The 24,767-nt window shown below is 42.8% G+C and carries 20 protein-coding genes and 3 tRNA genes; all 23 read right to left on the bottom strand.

The annotated features are described in order from the left end of the window. Position 1 precedes the first annotated feature (1 nt). Positions 2–658 (bottom strand): O-methyltransferase, encoded by a 657-nt coding sequence (locus BN6539_RS18825; protein WP_067541846.1) that lies wholly within the window; start codon positions 656–658, stop codon positions 2–4. Then, entirely contained in the window at positions 659–1,708 is a 1,050-nt protein-coding gene (gene mltG / locus BN6539_RS18820) for an endolytic transglycosylase MltG (RefSeq protein WP_067541844.1), read from the bottom strand. Between the two features lie 121 nt (positions 1,709–1,829). Then, positions 1,830–2,390: an elongation factor P gene (efp, locus tag BN6539_RS18815; protein ID WP_067541842.1), complete on the bottom strand. Its 561-nt coding sequence runs from the start codon at positions 2,388–2,390 to the stop codon at positions 1,830–1,832. A 178-nt stretch (positions 2,391–2,568) separates the two neighbouring features. After that, a complete protein-coding gene (locus BN6539_RS18810; protein WP_067541840.1) occupies positions 2,569–2,907 on the bottom strand; it encodes a YlbF family regulator in 339 nt (112 codons plus the stop codon). A 170-nt stretch (positions 2,908–3,077) separates the two neighbouring features. Continuing rightward, complete coding sequence (locus BN6539_RS18805) at positions 3,078–4,871, bottom strand: ribonuclease J (RefSeq protein ID WP_082907614.1); 1,794 nt, start codon at positions 4,869–4,871, stop codon at positions 3,078–3,080. Positions 4,872–4,881: 10 nt separating this feature from the next. After that, complete coding sequence (gene leuS, locus BN6539_RS18800; RefSeq protein WP_067541837.1) at positions 4,882–7,350, bottom strand: leucine--tRNA ligase; 2,469 nt, start codon at positions 7,348–7,350, stop codon at positions 4,882–4,884. Positions 7,351–7,359: 9 nt separating this feature from the next. Then, positions 7,360–7,701, bottom strand: coding sequence for a ribosome silencing factor (gene rsfS, locus BN6539_RS18795; RefSeq protein ID WP_067541835.1), 342 nt, complete (start codon positions 7,699–7,701; stop codon positions 7,360–7,362). A gap of 337 nt (positions 7,702–8,038) precedes the next feature. Continuing rightward, on the bottom strand, positions 8,039–8,605 hold the full coding sequence (gene yqeK, locus BN6539_RS18790) for a bis(5'-nucleosyl)-tetraphosphatase (symmetrical) YqeK (protein ID WP_067541833.1): 567 nt from the start codon (positions 8,603–8,605) through the stop codon (positions 8,039–8,041). Next, on the bottom strand, positions 8,583–9,185 hold the full coding sequence (gene nadD / locus BN6539_RS18785) for a nicotinate-nucleotide adenylyltransferase (RefSeq protein WP_067541831.1): 603 nt from the start codon (positions 9,183–9,185) through the stop codon (positions 8,583–8,585). Before nadD ends, yqeK begins: the two co-directional genes overlap by 23 nt. Positions 9,186–9,187: 2 nt before the next feature. After that, positions 9,188–10,951: an aspartate--tRNA ligase gene (aspS, locus tag BN6539_RS18780; RefSeq protein WP_067541829.1), complete on the bottom strand. Its 1,764-nt coding sequence runs from the start codon at positions 10,949–10,951 to the stop codon at positions 9,188–9,190. A gap of 101 nt (positions 10,952–11,052) precedes the next feature. Further along, positions 11,053–12,306 carry a histidine--tRNA ligase gene (hisS, locus tag BN6539_RS18775; protein ID WP_067541827.1) on the bottom strand — a complete coding sequence of 418 codons (1,254 nt, stop codon included), beginning with the start codon at positions 12,304–12,306 and terminating at the stop codon, positions 11,053–11,055. A gap of 2 nt (positions 12,307–12,308) precedes the next feature. Beyond that, positions 12,309–13,670 (bottom strand): coproporphyrinogen dehydrogenase HemZ, encoded by a 1,362-nt coding sequence (hemZ, locus tag BN6539_RS18770; RefSeq protein ID WP_182435508.1) that lies wholly within the window; start codon positions 13,668–13,670, stop codon positions 12,309–12,311. Beyond that, a complete protein-coding gene (locus BN6539_RS18765) occupies positions 13,663–14,280 on the bottom strand; it encodes an MBL fold metallo-hydrolase (RefSeq protein ID WP_067541823.1) in 618 nt (205 codons plus the stop codon). Before BN6539_RS18765 ends, hemZ begins: the two co-directional genes overlap by 8 nt. A gap of 45 nt (positions 14,281–14,325) precedes the next feature. Continuing rightward, positions 14,326–16,527 carry a RelA/SpoT family protein gene (locus BN6539_RS18760; protein ID WP_067541821.1) on the bottom strand — a complete coding sequence of 734 codons (2,202 nt, stop codon included), beginning with the start codon at positions 16,525–16,527 and terminating at the stop codon, positions 14,326–14,328. Between the two features lie 27 nt (positions 16,528–16,554). After that, entirely contained in the window at positions 16,555–18,822 is a 2,268-nt protein-coding gene (locus BN6539_RS18755) for a protein translocase subunit SecDF (protein ID WP_067541819.1), read from the bottom strand. Positions 18,823–19,001: 179 nt separating this feature from the next. Beyond that, positions 19,002–19,385, bottom strand: coding sequence for a preprotein translocase subunit YajC (gene yajC / locus BN6539_RS18750; RefSeq protein WP_067541817.1), 384 nt, complete (start codon positions 19,383–19,385; stop codon positions 19,002–19,004). Positions 19,386–19,438: 53 nt separating this feature from the next. Beyond that, positions 19,439–19,525: transfer RNA gene (locus BN6539_RS18745), tRNA-Leu, on the bottom strand. A 74-nt stretch (positions 19,526–19,599) separates the two neighbouring features. Then, positions 19,600–19,673, bottom strand: a tRNA-Gly gene (locus BN6539_RS18740). A 52-nt stretch (positions 19,674–19,725) separates the two neighbouring features. Continuing rightward, positions 19,726–20,496: a tyrosine-protein phosphatase gene (locus BN6539_RS18735; protein ID WP_067541815.1), complete on the bottom strand. Its 771-nt coding sequence runs from the start codon at positions 20,494–20,496 to the stop codon at positions 19,726–19,728. Continuing rightward, complete coding sequence (locus BN6539_RS18730; RefSeq protein ID WP_067541813.1) at positions 20,465–21,961, bottom strand: GntR family transcriptional regulator; 1,497 nt, start codon at positions 21,959–21,961, stop codon at positions 20,465–20,467. Before BN6539_RS18730 ends, BN6539_RS18735 begins: the two co-directional genes overlap by 32 nt. A 391-nt stretch (positions 21,962–22,352) precedes the next feature. Further along, positions 22,353–22,436 (bottom strand) — tRNA-Leu (locus tag BN6539_RS18725). 89 nt (positions 22,437–22,525) lie between these two features. Then, positions 22,526–24,163 carry an ABC transporter substrate-binding protein gene (locus BN6539_RS18720; RefSeq protein WP_067541811.1) on the bottom strand — a complete coding sequence of 546 codons (1,638 nt, stop codon included), beginning with the start codon at positions 24,161–24,163 and terminating at the stop codon, positions 22,526–22,528. Beyond that, entirely contained in the window at positions 24,150–24,749 is a 600-nt protein-coding gene (coaE, locus tag BN6539_RS18715) for a dephospho-CoA kinase (protein ID WP_067541809.1), read from the bottom strand. The genes BN6539_RS18720 and coaE overlap by 14 nt, the downstream gene beginning before the upstream one ends. Positions 24,750–24,767: the final 18 nt, after the last annotated feature.

The following is a 24,767-nucleotide window of genomic DNA, read 5'->3' as shown; positions in this document are numbered from 1 at the left end:
TCTAACCTCTGTATATGGATACTGCAATGCCGTCGCCGATACTCATAAGAGAGGTATCCAGTGTTCTGTCATTTACAATATAATCCACATATTCTCGCATTTTCTTTATATTTGTCCTGTGCTTTCCATTTGTGTCGTATTTATCTGAAGCGGTCATAGCTCTCTGCAAGATGTTGTCAGATACGATGAGGGCGTTTTTTTCACATATGGTAATCGCCGCATCGAAAAATCGCTTGTAATGACTCTTGGCTGCATCGATAAACACGAAATCAAAACCGTCAACCCCCTGATCCCGCAGTTTTTCAATCTGCTCCTGTCCGTCGCCAAACAGGGAGTGAATGCGGTGTTCAAGGCCAGCGGCGGCAATATTGTGTCTTGCGGAGTTGACAGCGTACTCGTTCTTTTCAATCGTGTAAATCTCTGCTTTCTGGCAGCGCTCTGCAAAATAAAGAGAAGAATAGCCAATGGCAGTTCCTACCTCAAGAATTTTCTGCGGTCGTTTTAGGGCTAAGACCATGTTGAGAAAGGTCTCCGTCTCTTTTAGTATAATGGGCACATTGTCCTGCTCACCCAGCTGCCGCAGCTGATCCAATCTGTCATTTACAGGTTGGTAACGGTGATTGATATACTCTGTAACTAAATCGTTGGTGATGTTCATTTATTCCTGACCCTCTAGTGCTTTGTAATAGGCGTCCTTGTCCTTCAGGAACTGATTATAATCGCTGGAGAACTTCTGTGTGCCATCCAGCTTATCGCTGACAACAAAATACAAATAGTCTGTATCTTCAGGATACAAGGCCGCTTTGATAGAAGCTAGTCCTGGACAGCAGATTGGTCCTGGAGGAAGTCCCGCATTGATATAAGTGTTGTAAGGTGAAGATATCTCTGTGTCTGCATTGGTCAAGGTTTCCTTTTGTTTGCCGAGCACGTATTGCACAGTGGAACACATCTGCAGGGGCATCTCTTCTTTTAGGCGATTATAGATGACGCTGGCAACTTTGCCTCTCTCCTCGTCTACCTGACATTCGCGCTCTATAACAGAAGCGATGACAATAATATCGTTGATTGAATATCCCAGTTTATCCGCCTGTTTTTTGAATTCGTCGTTGAAGATGCCGCCAAACTGATCTAACATGGTCTCGATGATTGTCTTTTCGTCAGCATTATATTCGATGGTATAAGTTTCTGGGAAAAGATAGCCTTCCAGATGATTCTTTCCCTTTTGGGCACCTTTTAGGAAATCGTAGTCGAATTTTCCGTTTACCAGCAATGACTTGAACTTTTCCTTATCTACCAGACCTTCATCTGCCAGCTTGTCCGCCATCTGATAGATGGTATAACCTTCTGGAATGGTAACAGTCATATTGTTTGTCTTTCCGCTCATGATGATATCTGCTATTTCAGAAAGTTTCATGGCTGGCGAAAGGGCATAATTTCCAGCTTGGTATTTGCTATCATAACTCTTAAACTTGGAGAAATACTTAAAAGCAGTGGCGCTTTCTATAATTCCTTTTTCTTCCAATAGGCTGCCGATATCATCTGTGGTGGAACCTGACTCAATAGTGATATTGATGGTGTCCGGTTTGCTGCTGTCAAAAGCTTTATCCAGACTGTTCATGTAAATCATGCAGCCGGCAGCAGCGATTGCGACTACGATGAATACACAGACAAGTCCAAATAAAAGTTTGTTCTTCATCAACTTCTTCATATCTTACCTCATATATTTCTAAAGGGACGCAAAAATACGTCCCTTCTAGGTCTTGCATATTCCAGCTTATTATCGACCCGGATACACGTCTGCAGCTATGCAGCGTAAATGGATGGGGTCTTTATTTTGATCTTCCTAAATACTCACCTGTTCTAGTATCAATCTGGATCTTTTCACCTTCTTCGATAAAGATAGGAACCTGTATAACCGCTCCAGTTTCAACTGTGGCGGCTTTTGTTACGTTAGTAGCAGTATCGCCTTTGATACCTGGCTCAGTTTCAGTAACGACCAAGTCGACAAAGTTTGGCGCTTCCACTAGGAACGGACTGTCTTTATAGAATTTGATGGTCGCTTCATCGTTTTCTCTCAGGTACTTCATCGCTTCTTCTACCTGATCCTGGCTGATAGGTACTTGTTCATAGGTTTCGTTGTCCATGAAGTAGTAAAGCTCTCCATCATTGTAAAGATATTGCATCACCTTTGTCTCAATGTGTGCTTTAGGGAATTTATCACTCGGATTGAATGCTTCTTCTCTTGTAGCGCCAGTCAGTATGTTCTTGTATTTGGTTCTGACAAAAGCGGCGCCCTTTCCCGGCTTCACGTGCTGAAAATCAAGCACGACATGTGGATCGCCATTAATTTCAAAAGTAATACCTTTTCTAAAATCACCTGCAGTAATCATCGCTCTATTCTCACTTTCTTTTAATTTAATATTATTTCTCGCTGTAATACAGCAATTTTGTAAATTATGCCTTTATTATAACACAAATTTCCATTAGATAAAATAATGTAATTTGTGTTGCAATGTTTCCTACATTGCGGCAAAGCCGCCAATATCGTCGGAAACATTATAACACATCTTATCCTATATTGCCAAGTCCCATTACTTCGCCCAGAATCTTATACACATCGTTCATCATCAGAGAAAATCTCATTTCTGCCTGCATATACTGTGCAGCCATCGGATCTTTTACGATAATCTGATATAAGTTCTGAATCTGCTGGTTCATGTCTGGTGCAGACTCCTCGCCCATCATCTGCTTAGCTTGGGCTTCAAACTGTTTCGACTGAAAATCTTTAATCATCTTCGATAACTCTTCATTTTGGTCGACTACTTTTTTCAGTTGGTCATACTGTTTGAATTCTTCTGACTCTCTGATAGCTGCTGCCAATCCGTGAGCCTGATCGTATACGTTCATGTTGTACCTCCCTGTGCTCTTGTTGGAAAATTGTACTTATCATATTTTAATTGCAGATAGACTTTTCTGTCTCTGACTAGGAGCCGAGTGCCTGAGTCTCGGAGCGTACTAGTACGTGAGAAACGAAGTCTCTCAGACGATAAAGCCAGAGACGAAAAATCGATGCAATTTTATACGTCTAAAAATATCGGCAGTATTATCGGGCTTCTCTTGGTCTTTCTAAAGATGAACTTCCGCAGTTCTTCTCTGACGCTGTTTTTGATACCGCTCCAATCTCTGTTGCCCGCTTCCAAACTGTCTTCCAATGCCTGATGTGCAATCTTCTTCGCATCATTGATCAGATCCTCGTTTTCTCTCACGTAGACAAACCCTCTGGATACGATGTCAGGACCGGAAATGATTTCTCCAGAAGCCCTGTCAATTGCTGATACGACAATGATTAATCCTGATTCAGAGAGCAGTTTTCTATCGCGAAGAACAATATTTCCTACGTCTCCGACACCGAGTCCATCGACTAAAACATCTTCTGCATTGACTACATTGTGGAATTTAACCGCATTTCGCTTGTCCACTGTCAACTGATCGCCGTTAGATAAGATAAAGATTCTATCTTTTCTCATGCCGATGCTTTCTGCGATGACAGAATGCTGTACCAGGTGTCTATATTCGCCGTGAACCGGCATGAAGAATTTTGGCTTGATCAAAGTGTGGATCAATTTCAATTCTTCCTGGCAAGCGTGGCCCGAAACGTGAATATCAGCGATGTCATTATAGATGACTTCCACTTCCTTCTCATATAACTTATTCACTACGCTGGACACCGTCTTTTCATTACCAGGAACAGGCGTAGACGAAAGAATAACCATGTCGCCTTTTTTCAGTTTGACATTACGATGTTCATTGTTCGCCATTCTTGATAACGCTGACATCGGTTCACCCTGACTGCCCGTCGTTATAATGACTAGTTCGTTGTCCGGTATATTTCTCGTCTTATTTAGTTCTACGTATGCCCCTGCTGGAATGTGCAAATATCCTAATTCCACAGCCAGAGCTACGACATTTTCCATACTGCGGCCTGAAACAGCTACTTTTCGTCCGTGCTTTACAGCAAGCTCTATAATCTTCTGTACTCTGTGCACGTTAGAAGAGAAGGTAGCGATCAGAATTCTGTTCTTTGCTTCTCTGAATATACCATCCAGAGTCTTTCCGACCACTTTTTCTGAGGCAGTGTAACCTGGTCTCAGAGCATTGGTGCTGTCTGCCATCATCAGATCTACGCCTCGTCTGCCGATTTCTGCGAATTTAGCCAGATCGATCGGTTCTCCATCAATAGGCGTATAGTCAATTTTAAAGTCGCCTGTATGGAATAACGAAGCAACCGGAGTCTGAATATACAGACAGATGGCGTCGGCGATAGAGTGGGTTGTTCTGATGGCTTCGATCTTAAAATCTCCCAACTTAAACTTATCGCCAGCTTTGATTGTATTCAGCTTTGCTTTTAAGCCGTGTTCTTTCAATTTATTCTCTATCAATCCCAAAGGAAGTCTAGTACCGTAAATCGGAACGTTAATCTGTTTTAACAGATATGGCACTGCTCCGATGTGGTCTTCATGCCCGTGGGTAATGACTACACCTAAAATTTTGTGAGCATTTTTCACCAGATAGCTGAAATCTGGAATGACGACGTCAATTCCGTACATTTCATCTTCTGGGAACGTCATGCCACAGTCAATTAAGATCATTTGATCCTTGTATTCCAGAACCGTCAGATTCTTACCAATTTCGTTAAGTCCTCCAATTGGTATCACTTTAAGGTTATCTGCTTTCTTGGCCTGCCGAGCAGAGCTCTTCTTTGGCACCGGTTTTCTCTCTGCTTTTTGTTTTGTCTGAAGCTCCTTAGCAGGAGGTTTCTTAACTGCTGCGGCCTTTTTAACAGGCGGTTTTTTACTATTAAAATCTCTCATGTTCTCCCCTTTACTTTATAACGATATTTACAAGCTTGCCAGGAACAGCGACGACTTTTACTACATTCTTGTCCGCTATCAAAGCTTGTACTTTGTCATTGGAAAGAGCAATGTTTTCCAGATCTTCTCTACTCAAATTATTTGCAACATTTAACTTTTCTTTTAGTTTTCCGTTTATCTGAATCACGATTTCCACTGTATCTCTTACCAGCGCGTCTTTATCATAAGACGGCCATGCTACAGCAGTCAGTGATTGATTGTATCCAAGCGCTTCCCACATTTCCTCACAGATATGAGGTGCAAATGGTGAAAGAATCATTACAACAGTATCGATTGCCTTTTTCATGAAGGCCTGGTTTGCTTCTTCCAATTCTTTGTATTTATACAATTCATTAACTAATTCCATAATGGAACTGATTGCGGTATTAAAGCTGAATCTTCCGCCCATATCGTCAGTTACCTTCTTTATGGTGGTGTTAAGTACATAGTTCAGCTCTTTATCAGCGTCAGTTTTGATCTCATATTCAGTTTCTCCCTGATAATTCTGATTGAAATCACTGACCAGGCGATATACTCTGTTGAGGAATCTGTAGCTGCCCTCTACGCCTGCATCGGACCAGTCGAGTTCTCTTTCTGGCGGTGCTGCGAACAAAATAAATAATCTGGCTGTGTCAGCTCCGTATTTTTTGATGATTTCTTCTGGACTGACAACGTTGCCCAGAGACTTACTCATCTTCTTTCCATCCTTGTTTACCATACCCTGGGTCAGCAAGTTTTTGAATGGTTCTTCGTCTTTTACCAGACCCAGATCGTGCAGCGCCATCTGGAAGAATCTAGCATACATCAAGTGAAGAATCGCATGTTCAACTCCGCCGATGTATTGGTCAACGTTCATCCAGTAGTCTGCTTTCTCTTTATCAAAGATCGCGTTTTCATTCCTAGGATCACAGTATCTCAGGAAATACCAAGAAGAATCCAGGAAAGTATCCATGGTATCCATCTCTCGCGTCGCTTTCTTACCGCATTTAGGACAGGTGCACTCTGCAAAAGTCTTTGAGGTCGTCAGCGGCGATTCGCCTTTGCCTGTAAATTCGACGTCGGTTGGCAGCATGACCGGCAGGTTTTCTTCTTTTTCGGGTACCCAGCCGCATTCTTCGCAGTATATCATCGGAATCGGTGTTCCCCAATATCTCTGCCTGGAAATCAGCCAGTCACGCAGCCTGTAGTTGACAGTCTTCGTGCCGATTCCTTCTTCTTCCAGCCAGTCAATCATGGCGGCGATAGCTTTTCTGTTATTGAGACCGTCAAATTTGCCAGAGTTAATCATGGTTCCCTCGGCATCAAAAGCTTCTTTTAGGTTATTGACGTCAACTTCCGGATCTTCGGAGTTGACAACAGGTATGATTTCCAAGTCAAATTTCTTTGCAAAGTCAAAGTCTCTCTGGTCGTGAGCCGGCACGGCCATGATGGCGCCAGTACCATATCCCATCAGTACATAGTCGGAAATGAAAATTGGAACTTTCTTGCCATTAACCGGATTTATGGCATATTTCCCAATAAATACGCCTGTTTTTTCGTTGGTAGTGGATGTTCTCTCGATATCGTTCATGTGCTGCACTTTATCGAGATAGTCGAGTACGGGCTTTTCATATTCCGTATCCTTCACCAAATCCATCACATAAGGATGCTCTGGAGCCATAACCATATAGGTTACGCCGAACAGTGTGTCTGCACGAGTGGTGAATACTTTCATCAGTTTGTCAGTATCTTCAATTTTAAAATCTATTTCAGCACCGATGGATTTGCCAATCCAGTTTTTCTGCATGGTTTTCACCTTTGCAGGCCAGCCATCCAGGGTATCCAGATTGTCCAGCAGCCTGTCTGCATAATCGGTAATTTTGAAGTACCACTGCGAAAGGTTTTTCTTTCCTACTGCCGTCTTACATCTCTCACAGCAGCCGTCTACCACCTGTTCGTTAGCAAGTACGGTTTGACAACTCGGACACCAGTTGACCGGATTTTCTTTTTTATAAGCGAGTCCTTTGTTATAAAACTGGATAAAAATCCACTGCATCCACTTATAATAATCCGGATTGCAGGTCTGTACTTCTCTTTCCCAGTCGTAAGAAAGCCCCAGCTGATCCAGCTGATTTTCCATTTCATGTATGTTTTCCCAAGTCCACTTGCTCGGCTCTACCCCGTGTTTGATGGCAGCATTTTCGGCCGGCAAACCGAAAGAGTCGAATCCCATAGGATGTAAGACGTTGTATCCTTGCATTTTCTTGCATCTGGCTACGACATCACCGATGGAGTAATTCCTTACGTGCCCCATGTGCAGCTTTCCTGACGGATATGGGAACATTTCAAGCACATAATATTTTTCTTTACTTGTATCCTCAACTGTTTTAAAAGAGTTGTTTTCCTTCCAATATTTCTGCCATTTTTCTTCGATTGCTTTAAAATTATACTTCTCGTTCATATCGCTCTTTTACTCCTCCACATCTAAAAAGCTGCAGTCGCCCCACACCTTTTCGATATTATATTTTTCTCTCATCTCTTTGGTAAAGATATTGACGATCACATCGCCAAAGTCCATGAGTATCCATCCTGAATTTTTACCTTCAATACTCTTCACTAAAAGTCCTTCTTTTGCAAACTGTTCTTCCACCTCGTCCACTAGTGTATTGACCTGCCTTTCAGAATTTCCAGATGCAATGACAAGATAGTCGGCAAAAGAAGATTTTTCCATAATGTCTATGACGATAACGTCTGTCGCTTTCTTATTGTCCAGCAGTCTGGCTGCCAGTAATGCAAAACTTTTATTATCCATTCAATCTCTCCTTAATGGACTCGTCCCAATTTACAAAGTAAATTGATGGAGAGTCCTTATGCTTTAACTCCCCAGCTTCAGTTGGCTAGGAGTTTGTCGTATAATGGTTCTGCCCTGCGAACTACGTGAACAGCTAGGCAGACCTTATGCTTTAAACGCCCAAATCTTTGATTTGGCTGCGTTTTGTCGTATAATGTTGCTCGTCCCAATTTACAAGGTAAATTGATGGAGAGTCCTTATGCTTTGAACGCCCAAATCTCTGATTTGGCTGCGTTTTGTCGTATAATGCTTTAACGCACCGGCTTTAGCCGGCCACACTACCAGTCTTATGACTGGCTCAGGCATTCGTGTTATATCTCATAAAATAATCTTTGGCAAGCAGAGTATCCTGATCCAAATAATTTCCCTGTCCCTGTACGTATTCTATCGTTCTAGTTAAAGATAGAAGACATGCCGCGTCCAAGTCGTGTTGCGCAGCTTCTCTCAGTGCATCCACACCGGGATAGTTTCTATTAGGTTCAATGGCATCGGCGATGTAAATGATCTTTTCTAAAAGTGACATCCCAGGCCTTCCCGTCGTGTGGTAACTGACTGCATTGATGATATCCTCATCTTCAATCCCATAGTCTCGTTTCATGATGATAGCGGCGATTTTACTGTGGGCAAGATTACAGTTGTTCAAATATTTTTTATCTAAATCTAAATGTTTGATATAATAATTCAGTACATCCTCTGAAACACCTCGGTACATATCGTGGAACAGAGCTGCCAGTTCTGCCTTTTCGACATCAGCTCCGTATTTCTCCGCCAATGCGATGGCTGTCCTTCTGACTCCTTCTGTATGGACTTTTCTCTTTTCAGAGAAATTCTTTTCTATATAATTATTTATAGAGTCCGTGTTCATCAATATACCTTTCTACTTGTAAAGGGACTAAATCTCTTATACTCTTCCCAGATCTGATGTTGTTCTTGATCTCTGTCGAAGATACTTCCACAATTTCATTGTGCAGCATCTTAATTTCTGCATTATATCTCTCTTTGAGACGTTTCGCCGTGTCTTCCGTTTCGCTTGTCTTGTATCCCGGTCTGACGCCGATGATGAAAGCAAATTCCTGCAGCAGTTCTTTCCCTTTGAACCATTCTTCTAAGGTCAAAAAGGAATCGGTGCCCAGGATAAAATAAAATTTATCATCTGGATACTCTTTCTGCAGTAATTTCAGGGTCTTATAAGTATAAGAAACCCGCTGGCCATAGGCTTCAATAGTAGAAACACGAAATTGTTTATTCTTTTTAGCTATCAGGCGGACCATATTAACCCTGTCTTCCTCTGACGCCATCTCTCTGCCAATTTTAAAGGGCTGAACCTTTGTCGGCAGAAGTATGACTTCTGATAGATCAAATTCTTTGATGGCAGCTTCTGCAATAGACAGATGACCAAAATGAAAAGGATCAAAAGTGCCGCCTAATATACCAATTTCACTCATTTTTACCTCAAGTTAATTCCAAGTTCTTCAAGTTGTCCTTCTTCTACGAGACCTGGCGCCTCGCATACCATGCATTGGGCATTCTGATTCTTAGGAAATGCCATGACCTCTCTGATGCTGTGTTCACCGCTGAGAAGCATGACCAGTCGGTCCAGACCGTAGGCCAATCCGCCGTGAGGCGGCGCGCCGTATTTAAAAGCTTCAAGCAGAAAACCGAATTTTTCCTGACATTCCTCATCGGTCAGCTTCAGCACTTTGAACATCTTCGCCTGCAGATCTCCTTCGTGAATTCTGATACTGCCTCCACCCAGTTCTACGCCGTTTAAGACGATATCATATGCGTCGGCCTTGACCTTTTCCGGTGCCGTATCCAAAAGCGAGATGTCTTCCTGCTTCGGATGGGTAAACGGATGATGCATTGCTTTCAGCTCACCAGTCTCGTCGTCTTTCTCGAACATCGGAAAGTCTGTTACCCACAGCAGGTTGAACTGCTGGTCATCGAGAAGACCCAAGAGGCCTGCAATATGTCTGCGGAGAAATCCTAAGCTGTCAAAGACGACTTTCGTTCTATCGGCTACGATTAGAATCAGATCGCCCGTCTTAGCGCCGAAGACCGCCGCTATTTCTGCCAACTGCTCCTGGCTGAAGAATTTGTTGACAGATGATTTCAGTTCGTTTTCTTCTACGCGAATCCAAACGACACCTTTTGCGCCATAGTGTTTCGTCTGTTCTGTCAACTTATCGATGTCTTTTCTGCTGAATTTAGCAGACCCACCGTCGATGCAGATTCCTCTAACATCGCCGCCGCCAGCTAATGCGTCAGCAAAAACTTTAAATTCGGTGTCGGCTACGACTTCATTTATGGATTTCAGTTCAAAACCAAAACGGGTGTCCGGCTTATCACTGCCGAAGCGTTCCATCGCTTCATCATAAGTCATTCTCGGAAATGGGGTTTTAATTTCAATATCCATCAGTTCTTTGAACAATCTCTGCAGAAATCCTTCCTGCATTTCGATGACGTCGTCCTGATCGACAAAAGACATTTCCAAGTCGATCTGTGTAAACTCCGGCTGTCTGTCGGCACGCAGATCTTCATCTCTAAAACATTTTGCAATCTGCATATAGCGATCACATCCGCTGACCATCAAAAGCTGCTTAAAAAGCTGCGGCGATTGGGGTAATGCATAGAAATGTCCTTGATTTACTCTGCTGGGAACCAAGTAGTCTCTCGCACCTTCCGGGGTAGATTTAATGAGAATCGGCGTCTCAATCTCTGTAAAGCCGTTTTCATCAAAATAGTCTCTGGCCAGCTTAGTTACCTGGTGACGGAAACGCACATTTTCTTGCATTTTTAGTTTACGAAGATCCAAATACCTATATTTCAGCCTCAGGTTGTCGTCCACATTGTCGTCGTCCTTGATATAGATCGGCGGGGTTTCGGATTCTGAATAGAGAACCAGTTCTTTGGCAAAGACTTCAATTTCTCCAGTAGGGAGATTGGGATTCTTTGCTGCTCTTTCTTTGACGATCCCCTTAATTCCGATGACGTATTCACTTCGCAGGGCTTCTGCCTGGTCAAAGACCTCTTTAGGAATAGTATCGTCAAAAGTAATCTGAACGATTCCTGTTTTATCTCGTAAATCTACAAAAATCAAACCGCCAAGACTTCTCTGTTTGGCAACCCATCCATTGAGTACGACTTCTTCCTCTACGTTTTTTATATTCAAATTCCCACACAGGTGGGTTCTCTTAAATAACTCTGACATTTTATGCTCCCTTAATGACGCTTGCCACAGTTTCGCAAGCGAAACTGTGGAAGGCCTTATGCTTTAACTCCCCAGCATTAGCTCGATAGGAGTGATTCGTATTATTTTGCTAATTCTTCTAGTAAGTCGTCCAGTTTTACCTGACGCTGTTCGGATTTTGCCATTTCTTTGATTGCGACAACTCCCTCAGCCAGTTCATTATCGCCGATGACTACGGTGTACTGCGCTCCTAGTCTATCGGCATATTTAAATTGCCCTTTGATATTTCTAGCCAGGGTATCCATTTCTGCCTTTACGCCTTTTTTGTGCAGATCTCTCAGCAGCTTCAGTCCAAATGCTTTCGCATCGTCACCCATGACGGCTATAAAAGCTTTGACAGGTTCTGGTTCTGGAATTTCCACATTGTTTTCTTCCATGAGCATAATTAATCTCTCAATTCCAAGACCAAATCCTACTCCTGGAATCGGCGGTCCGCCAATTTCCTCAATCAGGTGGTCATATCTGCCTCCGCCGCAGACGGTTCCCTGGGTTCCGTTGCTGTCGGTTACAAATTCAAAAGCCGTCTTCGTATAATAGTCAAGACCTCTGACGATTCTAGGATCGACGACATACTCGATTCCCATAGCATCCAGGTTTTTCTGTACATCATCAAAAGCGCTTTTGCATTCATCGCACAGATAGTCGATCATGTTCGGTGCATCTTTTACTAATTCTTGACAAATTTCTGATTTACAGTCCAAAATTCTCATCGGATTTCTCTCATATCTGTCCTTGCATGTATTGCACAGCTGATCGTAGACAGGTTCTAAAAACTTTCTCAGGGCTTCCCTGTGTTTTTTTCTGCACTCTGGGCAGCCTACGCTGTTGATGCGCAGCTGAATGTCCTCGATCCCCATCTCGTGGAGGAAATCATAACCCAGGCAGATAACGTCAGCGTCGGCTAACATGTTGGTCGTACCGAAAATTTCGATTCCGAACTGATGGAATGCTCTCAGTCTGCCTGACTGCGGTTTCTCATATCTGAAGCAAGGTGTGATATAGTAGTACTTGGTCGGCTGTACTTCCGCGTACTGTTTGTGTTCGATAAACGCTCTTGCGACCGGAGAAGTGCCTTCTGGTTTTAAGGTAATGCTTCTGTTTGCATAATCATTGAAGGTGTACATTTCCTTCTGAACGATATCTGTGGTATCTCCTACACCTCTTTGAAAAAGTTCTGTATGCTCAAAAGCAGGGGTTCTGATTTCTTTAAATCCGTACTTGTCGCAAATCTCAGAGAACTTTTTTTCTACGTAATGCCATTTGTACACCTGTGACGGTAACGTATCTTTAGTTCCTTTTGGTGCAATAATTGCCATTTTTATACCTCCATAAATAAATTCTTTTCTTTTCTATCCAGCATTTCATCTATACGATTTATATATTCTTGATAGTTGGTCACGTTAGCCACCCTCTCCAGGCGGTTTTCAGCCGGATAATACACCTTCGTGATACCACCGGCACCAAGTGCAATAATGGTCTGATGTTCGTCCATAATTCGTATATTGTAAATGCAATCTTTATCTTTTTTACAGTAACCCGTATTCTCAAAGGCACCAGCCATGTGCTTCTGCCGATACATGTAATACGGTATGTAGCCTGCATCACCGAGGATTTTACGACTTGCCTCCAGCATTTCGGCGACAATCTCAGCTTGTTTATAATGAAAATCTTTATCGATATCCTTTAGTTTAGATGCTCTTTTTACGGCTAGGCAATGGACTGTAATGTTTTCCGGGTTCAGACCAATCAGCTCTTCTAAGGTATTTATAAAGTCTTCTGTGTTTTCTTCTGGCAGCCCGGCTATGATATCCGCATTAATAGATTGGAACCGGTAACTGCTGGCCAGAGCAAAGGCGCTGGTGATATCTTCCGGCTTATGGCTGCGTCCGATCAAGTCCAGTGTATGCTGTTTCATGGACTGGGGGTTGATGCTGATTCGCTGGATACCCTGCTTTTTGATTGTCTCTAGTTTTTCGTCTGTAATCGTATCAGGTCTGCCGGCTTCTATGGTAAACTCTTTGAGTTTGGATAAATCAAAGAAGTTTTTGATCTGCTCTATTAAGGCTTTTAATTGATCCGCGCGCAGAGTGGTCGGTGTGCCGCCGCCTATATAAATGGTTTCGGGTGTAATTCCGCACTCTTTCATTCGCCTGCCTGTATATTCAATTTCTTTATGTAATGCTGCAAGATATTTGACAATCTCACTTTCTGGAACTTGATTTGAAGCAAAAGAACAATAGACACATCTGGTAGGACAGAAAGGAATCCCAATATAGATACCGGCCGACCTATCTGGCGCTGCGCCGCAGAAGTTCTTTTGATGAAGATAGGTGTCCATAATGAGCTGTGCTTTCTCTTCGCTGAGATAATATTCAGATGTTAAAATATCCCGCGTTTTTTTTACATCTTGATTTTTTTCGTAAAGCTCCCCACAGAGCTTTACCGGTCTGATTCCAGTTAGAATTCCCCATTCCGGCCTTTTCCCAGTCGCTGCTGACAATTGATCGTAAATCTGTCTATATATCGACTGCTTATCAGAAAAGTTTTCTTCGTTAAACACCAAATCTACGTCCTGATCCTCTTCTTCAATCAGCACGTATTGATCTGGCCGTAAAAAAATTTTAATTAACTCGTCTAGCAAATATTTTTTCTCAAAGTTCAATATCTTGATTCTATACAAAAGGATTATGCTCCTTTTCATAAGCAATGGTCGTTTCGCCCATATGCCCTGGAAGAACAACGGTGTTATCAGGAAGAACGAACAACCTCTCTCGGATGGATTTGATGATTTCGTTAAAATCTCCGCCATAGAAATCGGTCCTGCCAATCGAAGCTCTGAACAAAGTGTCGCCGCTGAAGACGTAACCTGGAGCAATGATGCACATGCCGCCTTTTGTATGACCTGGTGTATGCACAAAAGTGAGTTCTGTTTCTCCAATCATCATAGTCTGTCGATCTTTTACGTAGATGTCGGCATCGATGGTTACTGCATAACCGCAGATGCCCATGGATTCATTAAGATTAGCATCCTGCAGCATTTCTTTTTCCGCCTCAAAAGCAACGATCTTCACATTGGGAAAATCCTTCTTAAAGTCGGCAATTCCACTGATATGATCGCCGTGACCATGGGTCAGGATGATGTATTCAACGCAGACGCCTTCCTGCTTTGCTTTTGCTGTCAGCTGTGCGCTGTAGCCTCCCGGATCAACGATAAATCCCTTTTTTGTTTCGTCGAATGCCAAGTAAGTATTTACCTGAATTGGACATGTCAAAAATCTATAAACCTTCATTCATTAACTCCTTTTCTTTATCACGTTTTTTCACGACTAAATCTATTAGCTTTTTGCTCTGTAAACGTTAGATACGCCTGGTACGTTTCTCAGGGTTCGAAGCACTTTCTGCATCTGCTGGGTACTGGAGATGGAAAGTGTCAAAGTGATATTGACGGTTTCGTCTTTTCCACTCTTTGCGTTAACACCTGAAATATGAACGTCCATGTCTTCACAAGCCCTTGATATATCGGAAAACATTCCTTTTCTGTCAGTACTAATGATGCAGATATCTGCATTATAGGCCTTGCCTACCTTTAAATCCTCCCACTCGACGTCGATGAATCTTGCCTTTTCTTCTTCTGGCAGCGAAGTGATGTTGGAGCAGTCCTTTCTATGGACGGAAATACCTCTTCCCTTAGTGATAAATCCGATGATTTCATCACCGGGAACTGGGTTGCAGCATCTTGATACTCTGATCATAAGATTATCTGCCCCTTTTACGATGATACCCGGATTTTCCCTTCGAGAGCGATCTAATTTTTCTTTTTTGGCGTCGTTAGCAAGAAGCGCCTTTTGCTTCTCCTCTTCTTTTCTCTGTTCTATTCTCTTATCTTCTGCAAAGTAACCAAAGATGAGGTTGGCATATTTACTGAGAACTGTTCCGCCCTTACTGATCTGGGCATAAACTTCATCCATGGTAGCGATATTCATTTCTCTCATTGCTTTGGAGAGATAGCTGGATTTTCCTACCTGCTGCGGATCGAAGCCTTTTTTTCTTATATATTTATCCAAGGAATCTTTGCCTTTGGCAACATCATCGGATTTGTTTTCTTTTTTAAGCCACTGCCTGATTTTGTTTCTGGCCGTGGAGCTCTTCGCAATTTTGAGCCAGTCTACGCTTGGACCGCTGGAATTGGAAGATGTGACGATTTCTACGATATCGCCGTTGTTCAGCGTGTGGTCAATCGTTACCATTTTGCCATTGACTTTTGCACCTACGCATTTACAGCCTACAGCCGTATGGATTTTAAATGCAAAATCTAAAGGCGTAGAGCCTGCAGGCAGGTCGATGACCTCTCCTTTTGGGGTAAAAACAAATACCTGGCTGGAGAAAAGATCCATTTTCAGAGTTTCCATAAACTCTTTAGGATCATTGAGTTCTTTTTGCCATTCTAAAGTCTGGCGCAGCCACGCCAGTTTCATATCTTCGTTATTTTGGTCGCTCTTCGTATTGCCCTCTTTGTATTTCCAATGGGCGGCAATACCGTATTCAGCAACCCGGTGCATTTCATAAGTTCTAATCTGTATTTCGAACGGTTCGCCGTTATCTCCTAATACGGTGGTATGCAGGGATTGATACATATTTGGTTTCGGCATAGCGATATAATCTTTGAATCTGCCAGGAAGGGGTTTCCACATGGTGTGCACCTGTCCCAACACAGCGTAACAGTCCCTTACGTTTTCTACGATGATTCGTACGGCAGTAAGATCAAAGATTTCGTCTAATTGTTTATGCTGTAAGACCATTTTTTTATAGACGCTGTATAGATGCTTAGACCTGCCGGAAATGTCGTACTGCATGTTCATCTGATCTAATGCTTCTTTAATTTCATCTATAACCTGATTGATAAACTGTACTCTCTGTTCTTTTTTTTCCGATACTTCGATTTCCAGTGTTTCGTATTCTCTTGGATGTAGATACTTCAGAGAGATGTCTTCCAGTTCAAACTTTACTGTATAAATACCAAGTCTGCTGGCAAGGGGCGCATAGATATCCAGAGTTTCTCTGGCTTTTTCCAGCTTCTTCTCTGCCCTCATAAACTCCAAGGTTCTCATATTGTGCAGCCTGTCGGCTAATTTGATGATGAGAACACGAATGTCTTTCGACATAGCGAGAAACATCTTGCGCAGGTTTTCTGCCTGTGCTTCTTCTTTTGTGTCAAATTTGATTGCACCCAGCTTGGTGACACCGTCTACCAGAAGAGCAACTTCTTCGCTGAAATCTTCAACTAGCTGCTCTCTGGTATACTCTGTGTCTTCAACGACGTCATGCAAAAGCCCACCGACAATCGTCTCATCGTCCATGCCCAGCTGGGCCAGTATTTTGGCCACAGCGATGGGATGGATCAGATAGGGTTCTCCGCTCTTGCGGAGCTGCCCGTCGTGCAGTCCTCTGGCTGTTTCAAAAGCCCTGCCGATTAAGTCGGTGTTATAATTTTCATTGATGTCTGTAATCTCTTCTAAAAATTTTGCTCTTGTTTCCATGAATCGTTATGCTCCTGCTGAATTGATCTATTTTTTCTTTTTTGAAGTCTTTGCTTCCTTCTTTTCTTTTGCTTTCTGAGCAGTGAGATATTTTGACTTATCCTCACTCTTGCTGAATTCGTAGAACAGCGGACTGCACAGGAAGATGGAGGAATAGGTTCCTACCAATACGCCGACCATCAGCGGCAATACGAACTCTCTAATGGAAGTTGAAACCATAAAGAAGAGCGGTACCATACAAATCAGGGTCGTCAGTGATGTCATGATTGATCTGTTCAATGTCTGGTTGACACTGCGGTCGATGACTACCTCGTTGGTGTCTTTCCTGTAAATCTTTTTATTTTCCCTAATTCTATCAAAAATAACTATAGTATCGTTTATGGAGTATCCGACAACGGTCAAAATACCTGCGATAAACGGATTATTAATTGTAACATTAAATATAGCATAGAAGGCTAATACAATCAGTACGTCGTGGAATATACCTGCGATAGATGATACGCCGTATTTCCAAGACTTAAATCTGAAGATAATGTAGATCAACATACCGATGGCCGCGATTAGTACAGACTTCAGTGCGTTGGTCTTCAACTCCTGGCCGACAGTTGGTCCGAATTCCTCTGACGATAACACGTCTTTCTGTTTAACACCGAACTTTTTGCCTAAGGAGTCTACGACGTCAGCTCTCGCTTTATTGCCCAGAGCGTTAGTCGTCTTGATGATGACTTCATCTTTGTTGTCACCGCTCAGAACCACGGACAAGTCTTTCATCTCATATTTTGCCAAAGTCTCCTTTACTTCCTCAGTCTCTACAGTCTTGCCCATCTTGATCTGAATCATGGTGCCGCCTGTAAAGTCGATTCCATAGTTGAATCCTCTTACGACAGAGAATACCAGTCCTAAAATAACCACACCGGCGCTGATACAATAGAAAATCTTTCTGTTGCCGATAAATTTAAACTCTTTCTTAATAATGCTCTTCGGCGTTCCATCTTCGTTGACGCCAAAGAATTTATTCTTTGCAAAGGTCTTGCTGTTGGCAAGCAGGCTGATAAACAGCTGCGTAATGACAACGGCTGTAAAGATACTTACGATGATACCGATCATCAGTGTCAGCGCAAAACCTTTTACGGAAGTGGACCCAATCTCGTAAAGTACGATAGAAGCGATCAATGTTGTAATCTGTGCATCGAGGACTGTAGTCAAAGCGTGTTTGAAGCCCTGGTCTACAGCAACACGAATGGTTTTGCCGGCGGCAATTTCCTCCTTGATTCTCGCAAAGATGATGACGTTGGCGTCCACCGCCATACCGATAGACAGGATGATACCTGCAATACCAGGCAGTGTCAATACGCTTCCCATGCCTGCCATGACCCAAAGTACGATCAGTACGTAGAGCAGCAATGCAACGTCTGCCACAAGTCCCAATACGTTATACATCAGAATCATCAGCAGGAATACCAGTCCCAGACCGATGATACCAGCAACGACACTCTTGTTCAGGGCATCTACGCCGATCGTAGCCGTCTGGACAGATGATGTCACTTCGTGCAGGGAAATTGGCAGCGCACCGCCTCTGATCAGAGCAGCTGTTGTAGAAGCTTCTTCTTTGGAATAGCCGCCGCCTCTCTGTGTGATTTCACAGGTGGTGCTATTAATCGTTTGATCAACTGTAGGCGCGGTTACGATTTCATCGTCTAGCATAATGATGACCGCATTCTTTTGCACATTTGCCTTTTGGAATGCCTTGGATACTGTAACTTGCTGACTGGCGGCTTTCTTTGTCGCCTGAGCGAACTTGTCCGATCCTTCAGCAGTGAACTCTAAGTTGATCTTGTAACCACCGTTTTGCGAGTCTGTATCGATGGCAGCGTTTTTTACTTCGTTGCCAGTCAGTACTACAGTACCGTCAGCTAAAAGGAACTGCATCTGTGCCGTCCGGCCGATCTGGTCGATGGCTTCCTGGGCGTCCTCGACACCAGGCATCTCTACTCTCAAACGATTGTTTCCTTCAAGGGAAACGGTAGCCTCAGAGATACCCATGGCGTTGACTCTGTTATTCAATACAGTTCTGGTCTGTTCCATAACCTCTGCTAATTCCTGGCTTGAAAGATCAGCTATGTCCTCTTTGTCAGCCTCCATTACGACATAGACACCGCCATTGATGTCAAGGCCGAATTTCATCACGTCTTTGATTGAATTGACTGATCCGATACCGAATACGGTAACGTACCAGCCGAAAAGAACCGCAATGACAACTAAGCTGGCCAAAATTTTCTTTAGTTTTGAATTCATTTTAATCCTCTCACCTTCTATTATAGTCACTAATTTGCCCATAGTTACGGCATTTTATTTTACTCTTTATTCTACTACGTTTTCAATGGTTCGGCAAGGAAAATGTAGACTTTTCTGTTTAAAAATAGAAAAACAGAAAAACCCCTAACTACTTAGGGGTTTCATTTTCAATCACTTTTTTACTTTTCGTCTTCAGGAATGGTCTCTTCTTCGTCATCGGCCGATTTCTTCAATCTCTTAGGCATAACCTTCTTGGTCTCTTCTTCAACCTCTTTTTCTGACTTAGAAGCAGATTTGCTTGAACTTACGACAGAAGAGATAGACCATCTCATCATTTCAAATTTGACTTTGTCTGCGCCGACCTGGATTACGATGGAGTCTTCCTTGGTCTTGACGACTTTTCCGCAGATGCCGCCGATTGTAATAATTTCATCTCCAACCTGCAGGCTGTTTCTCATATTCTGAATCGTCTTTTCTTTCTTCTTCTGCGGTCTGATCAGCAAAAGATACATAGCTCCGATAAAGACAACTAAAATAACTACCTGAACTGTTAATTGATTCATTTTTTCCTCCTACAATGCGTTTAAGAATATGTTAATTTAAAGCATTATCAATTTGGTGCCGGCGATGGGGGTCGAACCCATACGGTGTTACCACCACGGGATTTTGAATCCCGCACGTCTGCCAATTCCATCACGCCGGCGCAATAATAGTATTTTAGCATAAGGCGAAAGACTCGTCAATACTTCTTTTACATTTTACTCCATTTAGAACTAATGGAGCGGACAACGGGAATCGAACCCGCCTCCTCAGCTTGGGAAGCTGATATTCTACCAATGAACTATGTCCGCATTTCAACATAGAATATAATATCATAAACCATGAGGTGTTTTCAAGCTGATTTTATCTGATAAGGCATTTTTCTTGAAAGCGTGTCTTTTCTGCCGCACTGATATTCAAACTTTTGCTGAAAAACGCTGATGTGGAACCGTTCTGCTCTTCAATGGCATCAAAGGCTGCTTGAAGATACTTCTCATCAGCAAGAAAGACCTGACGGACTGCCAGAGCCTTCTCCTCACTTCCCGTCTTTTTCAACACCATCTGCATAACGGCTTCTGCCCGCTTTGCTGCCGTCTTGTTGGTTATCAGATAATCTGCGAAGATTATTTCGCGGCTAACATCCAGCAGGGATAAAACTAAAGCGGATACAATGCCGCAGCGATCCTTCCCTTCTGTGCAGTGCCAGAGAACTGCCCCGTCATCACAGCTTATAATTTTCTTCAGCGCCCTGGACAGTTGACTGATAGAAAAGTCATCGGTTACAATTCTGCGATAAAGCTGCGTCATATCAGGCAGTACCCATTCTCCGGCAGTTCGATCTGTTGCAGCCTCATGGGTGATGCCGACAGTTTTTTCCTCAATTAAAGGAATTTGTGCCATGAAAGCCCCCGGAATTTCTCGATCCGGTTTGTCTTGCATCTCAGTGACTGTACGAAGGTCGATGATCTCTGACAGATGATAGTTTTCTTTCAGTATTAGAATGTCACTGTCTGTCAATGCATGAAGATGCCTGCTTCGAATGAGCCGTCCTGGTTTGATACGACACCCCTCTCTGTTTACTGTATTGCCGAAATCTCTGATATTATCTGTTCCCTCCAGCATAATTGTCTCCATAGCTACTCCTCTCTGAATTGATCAAATCTGCAATCTTTTCTACTTCATGCATGCCCTCTGTTCTCAGTCTCTCCTTCAGTTCTCTAAAAGTATGCTGCGCCATATGCCCATAAGCTTTTGCGAAGCTTTGATAATCGCCAGCATCAAAACTGTCCGATAGTTCTTTATAAACATCCGTCCATTGTGAGATGAGCTGTTCGCCGTTGAACCTGAGGATACTTCCGTTCAGGAGCAGCAACAGCATCTTTTCATAGATTTCACGTATCGCGGCGTTTGGACAGTCGTCGATAACCACTTGAAGGCATGCGCTGTGAATCATTGTCATGGACCCTAGATTTGTCGGTGCATTCTTGATAGCATGTGTGATGGATTCCAGTGATTTTGCTGAACAATGCGGTAATGTATAACTGATGACGGCTTCTGAAGTAAGCGCCAGCAATTGCAGTGATTCCAAAAAGGTCCGCAAATGTTCGCTAATCATCAACGGTTTGAATTCATCTGTCAAGGATAAGTCTCCTGTAGAAATGACCTCCGTACCGATCCCGTTGATATTCCTGGTGATGCCTAATTGATTTAACAAGTCTATCGTTCGGCGAATCGTTATTTCAGACACGTGATAACGATTCGCTAATACTGCCTTGCTTGGAAGTTTAACACCTATAGGGTATCTGCCTTCGTTGATTCTGCACACTAAGTCGATCGCAACGAGATCACAGTATTTCTTCCGGCCTTTATGAGGTTCCCATATGAAGGTTTCCTGCTCTTCACAGTGAAATCTATTCTGCAATTGTTCAAAATACTGCTTTGTATTTTGAAAGAAATGTGTTCGCAGTTTATTCAGCCTTCTTTCTGCTGCGTCGTAACGATGTTCTTGACAATCCTTCAGACTGTCGCATAGAGACTTGGTTAGAGATTCTAAGAAGCATTGGCCCGCTTCTTTGCCTTGTTTCTCTGTTAGGATATCCAGAAAACTGCTTTCTAAAAAAGCGCCGATATCATAATATAAACTTAAAATCGTTTGGTTCCCCAGGGATCGAAGTGCCTGGTCATACGATTGATAAAGTCGTTTAGCTGGATGATTGGACTGTTTTGCTTTGGTTAGGAAATCTGAATAGGTGTCTTGATCCATAGCGCAAAATCCTTGCAGACAAATACATGGCGAGAGCAGCTCAAGGGCTTGGCTTAAATCGATCAAGGCTGTTAAACGGCGCCGAAATGTATGGCTATCTAAATAATTCTCATGAGGTTTTGCTAAAACGACCGTTTCTTTTCCGCGGCAAAGCTGAATCAGCCCGTTTCTCTCAAGGGCTTTTAACGCTCTCTGTGCAGGACAATAAGAAACTTGATAATAGGAAGCGATATCCTGAACGGAAGGAAACCTTTCCCCATCTTGAAAAAATCCAAGCTGCAGCTGGCCCGCAAGACTGCGGTAAATTGTCTGTTCCTGACTGCTGGTATATTGCATTCAAGCCTCCTTTGAAGATATAATTGCACATCACGATTCAATGAACGCCATATTGCGGCAACGCCGTCAAATCATTGTGTTCATTATACCATGACGATTCCTTTAGAAATAGAATCGTGAGTCATGATTCAATGAACACTACATTACGGCAATGCCGTCAGATCATTGTGTTCATTATACCATAATAAAGTTCCTAAAACTATAATTAAAAAGAAACATCAGCTGAATCTAGCTGATGTTTCTTTTCGTATGGTAAAAATTAAACTAGGAGTAACAAAATGCTAGTCCTTGTTCATATTATATCTAATAAATTTACGAAAAGCAACAATTTCCTCTAAACTTCGACAAAATAAAATAAGTCGACTGCCATCAAGCAATCGACTTATTCTTCTGGTGCGGCTGACTGGACTTGAACCAGCACGGTGTTACCCACACGGCCCTCAACCGTGCGCGTCTGCCATTCCGCCACAGCCGCATATCGTCGCGGTCAGCCAATTTCTGACCGCGAAAATTATTATACACTAAGGAATAAACTTTGTAAACACCTAAATAGAAAAAAATTTTCTATTTGTCATCTTTTTGTTCTGTCACCACTACTTTTTTCCATTTCCATGTATCACAGCCGCGGTACATATCAAAGAACGTCGGCGTTTCGGTACTGGTAAACTCCTTTACGGTAATAAAAGAGTAAGTCTTGTAGCATAGGCTGTAATACGGCAGTTCCTCCTGCAGCATAGTTTTTAATTTCTCGTAGGTTTCTTTCTGCTGCTCCGCAGAAATACAAGTTTCCAGTTTTTTTACGCTGGCAAGAATCCGATCATTTTTGTAGCCTAAGTAATTACTTTTACTGAACAGAGATCTTAAGTCGTATTTTTTATCGAATTGGTAGCCGCCCAAAAAGAGATCGAAATCTCCGCTGCGCACTTCACTGCGATATTCTGCCCAGGATACCTTCTTTACAGAAGCTTTGATTCCAATCTGATTCAATGCTTCTGATATGCTGGAGGCAGTGTCGCTGCGGCTGCCATCGTTGCTGTTTACCAAAATCGTCAATTGAAAGTCGCGTCCTTTACTGTCTTCTAAAATGCCGTCTTCGTTTGAGTCCTTAAAGCCGGATTTTTGTAAGAGTTCCGATGCCCCCTTCTGATCCTGCTTATAAAAATCCCCTTTATTCTCGGTTCCTAGGAATCCTGGGAAATAGACGGAATCTGATGTTATGCCTGCACCGCCATAGTTATCTTGAATCAGAGATTCTGTATCGATTGCAAGAGCAATGGCCTGTCTTACTTCTTTTTTTGCAAGGTATTTGTTATCAAAATTGAAACCTAGATATTCAAGTTCACTGGAAGGAATCTTGGTGACCTTGAGTTTTTTATCCTCAGCGTCAGAATCTGCGTCTTGCGCTGTGCTGACATAAGCTGTAATTGCATCCGTCGTCATAAGACCCGTTGTCTTTGTCTTGTCCTGAATGATTTTAAACTGAATCCTGTTCTGAGGCACACCGCCATAATAATAGGTATTTGGTTTCAGCTTCAATAATTTCATACTGTCGTAGCTGTCATAGGCATACTGACCGCTGCCGACGATTTTGTTAGCGGAGTCATCATAACTGCTGCTGGAAACGATTGGAAACACCAAATTATCGAGAGCTGCGTCATTAGGATTCTCAAAAGTGATTGTAAGGCTGTAGCTGCCAGAGGTTTTTACAGAATCAATCTTAGATGCGTATTCGTAGTAAGGACTCTCATCCCCAATTCTGAGGATTTGGCTGACTGTATAGCGAACATCCTCTGCCGTTACCCTTGATCCATCACTGAATTTTGCGTCCTCTCTCAGCTTGATAGAAACGGTTCCGCTGCCAGAATTAGCTGTATAAGAAGATACCAGATCTGGCTCTATGTTCAGATTTTCATTTAATTTAAACAGACTGCTGAACATCAGCTGCGAAATGTAATATACATCTCGATCCTGTGAGGACAGCGGATTCAGCGATTTTACCGGATCCATTGCAAAGTAAATCGTACTCATTTCCTCGTACTGGATACTGTTTTCTTTTTCAGAGCTCGTCTTCACATCGCCTTTGACAATGGCAATGGTGGAAATCACTCCTGCCAGCACAACGACTGCGATGATGATTGCGATAACGTGTTCGTGTAAAAAATCTAATACTCTATATGCTCTTTTCCCTTTATTTTTTAACATACCTCATCAGTAAATACTCTATCTGCTGGTAGAGTTCTTCCTTTCCCTTTGAATTATCAATAATTTCTGCCGAAAGCTTCTTTTTCTCACTGCTGTCCATTTGATTTTGAACTCTGCTTACGACTGCTTCTCTTGAAGTCCCATCTCTGTCCATCACTCTTGAAATTCTGGCCTCCATGTCGGCGTCTACAAGCCAGACCATATCTGTCAGCTTGTCTGCGCCAGTTTCAAAGAGCAGCGGTGCGTCGACAAAGACGATATCCTGTTTTCCTTTTTTGCGTAAATCTTCGAGTTGAGTTTTGATAATGTAAACGACCTCAACCGTGGTAAGCTGTTCCAATTGTCTTTTCTTCTCTTCATCACTGAATACGAAAGCAGCCAGTTTTTTCCGATTGAGACTTCCGTCTTCATACAAAACTTCTGCACCAAAGCAGAGGGCGATTTTTTTTAAGGCGGGGCTGCCCTTTTCTGTAATCTGGTGGGCGATGGCGTCGGCGTCGATGACGAGATAACCTTGCTTCCTCAGATAGTTCGTCACTGTAGATTTACCGGCGCCAATTCCGCCTGTCAGTCCTATTACTTTCATTTACTCTCTCCTGCTGAA

This window comes from Emergencia timonensis, assembly GCF_900086585.1.
Lineage (GTDB): Bacteria > Bacillota > Clostridia > Peptostreptococcales > Anaerovoracaceae > Senimuribacter > Senimuribacter timonensis.
This window is presented reverse-complemented; position numbering and strand designations above follow the sequence as displayed.